We start from the raw sequence: 1995 nt of genomic DNA, 5'->3' as shown, positions 1-1995 counted from the left end.
CGCCCGCCCGGATCCGCCGCCGGCGACTCCCCCGCACGCCGTCGCCCCCGAGGGCGTCGATCTGCCGGACCTCGTCCGACAGGCCAAAGCGGTGCTGAGGAAGAATCGCCGCGGCGATCACACGATTCCCTCCGCCGGCCTGTACCCGCATCAATGGAGTTGGGACAGCGCCTTCATCGCGATCGGCCTGTCGCACTACGACGTGCCGGCGGCGAAACAGGAATTACGGAGCCTGTTCCGCGGTCAGTGGGCGAACGGCCTGCTGCCGCACATGATTTTTAATCGCGAGGCCGACGGAGAATATTTCCCCGGCCCGGACTGGTGGGACGCCGCCCGCAGTCCCCATGCCCCGAAGGACGAGAACGGCGAGCCGATCCGCACCAGCGGAATCGTACAGCCGCCCGTGCACGCCACCGCCGTGCTGCACGTCGCCGACCGCGATCCCGACCCCGCCGCGGCCTCCGCTTGGCTGCGGGAGATGCACCCCAAGCTGGTCGCCTGGCACGACTATCTCTATCGGGAACGCGACCCCGACGGCAACGGCCTCGTTTCAATTCGCCACCCGTGGGAGAGCGGGATGGACAACTCCCCGCTGTGGGACGAACCGTTGGGCCGGCTGGACGTTCCCGCGGGTTCAATCCCCGATTATCGGCGCAGCGATCGGGACAACGCCGACCCCGCCGGCCGGCCCGACGACAAGACTTACGATCGCTACATCCTCTTGGTCGAACTCGCGAAGGCGTGCGATTATGACGAAAGGATGCTGCGGGAGAGCGGCGGCGCGGACGGCGGGCCGTTCCCCTTCCTGGTGGAGGACGTGCTGTTTAATTCGCTGCTGGCCCGATCGGAAGCGGACCTGGCGGAGATCGCCCGCCGCGTGGGCGCCGACGACGAGGTCCACCGCCGACGGGCGGAGACGAGTCGCAAATATCTCAACGCGAACCTGTGGTGCCCGGACACGCATATGTATCGGAACTACGACCTCGCCGCGGACGAACCGTTTCTACGGCGGGTCGCCGGAGGATTCGCCCCGTTGTTCGCCGGCATCCCCGATCGGCTGCAGGCGGAGCAGATGCGGCGGCGGATGAGTTCCGCGAGCTTCACCGCCTGCTCCGAAGGCTGCGAGGACGGCGTGGCCTACGCCATCGCCACCTTCGACCGCGACCACGCGGACTACGACCCGGATCAATACTGGCGCGGCCCGGTCTGGATGAATCTCGACTGGCTGCTGCTGGTCGGCCTGCGCCGCTATGAAATGGCGACCGAGGAGAACGTGCTCCGCGACAGCATGTTGAAGCTGCCCGCCGCCGAAGGCTTCCGCGAACACTACGACGCCGAAGAGGGCGACGGCGGCGGCGCCCAGGATTTCAGCTGGTCCGCCGCGTTATTAATCGACCTCGCCGCGACCGAATACGGCATCGACGCCCGAGCGGTCTAAACGCCGGCGAGCCGGGGGGGGTCATCCCCCCGGACCGAGGAGCACAGCGAATCGAGCGAACTTGCCGCTGGCCTCACCCGCCCGCCCCGTCAGCGGCCGCGGGCGACAGCCGTCCGGCGGAGACCCGCTCCGCCGCGGCGGCCGAGGCCGAACCACGCCGCCATCGCCCCGCCGAGGACGATCATCCCCAACGTGAACGGCCGCAGGTCATTCAAATGGGTGAGGAAGAACCCCAGCGAGTCGTCCTCCTTGAACGGGGCGAGGCGCCACTCCGCGACCGCCCCCGCCAGCGTCCCGAGCGCCCCGCTGATCACCGCCAGCAGGACCGACCGCCGACCGGACAACGCCCCGCAACCCAGTCCCGTCAACGCCCCCGGCAGGAACACGGCCAGGAACCCCTGCCGGGCGATCAGCCCGAACACCCACACGCCTACCACCGCCCCCACGACCGCCCCGACGATCCCGAGGGCGAGATCAAACCCCGCCCCGCCCGCCGCGGACTCCTCGGCGATCGGCTCCGGCCGCGATTCGTCCACAATTGCTCCGGGGGAATGAGT

The 1995-nt window shown here is 69.1% G+C and carries 2 protein-coding genes; one reads left to right on the top strand and one right to left on the bottom strand.

The window, feature by feature from the left end:
- Positions 1-1438, top strand: a 1438-nt coding sequence (locus LzC2_RS21280; protein ID WP_171190029.1) for an amylo-alpha-1,6-glucosidase, incomplete at its 5' end; no start/stop codon positions are given.
- A gap of 89 nt (positions 1439-1527) precedes the next feature.
- Here the strand turns inward: LzC2_RS21280 and LzC2_RS21275 are convergent.
- A partial coding sequence (locus LzC2_RS21275; protein ID WP_206678863.1) for a hypothetical protein occupies positions 1528-1995 on the bottom strand: 468 nt, incomplete at its 5' end.

This window comes from Alienimonas chondri (genome assembly GCF_013036045.1).
GTDB lineage: Bacteria > Planctomycetota > Planctomycetia > Planctomycetales > Planctomycetaceae > Alienimonas > Alienimonas chondri.
This window is presented reverse-complemented; position numbering and strand designations above follow the sequence as displayed.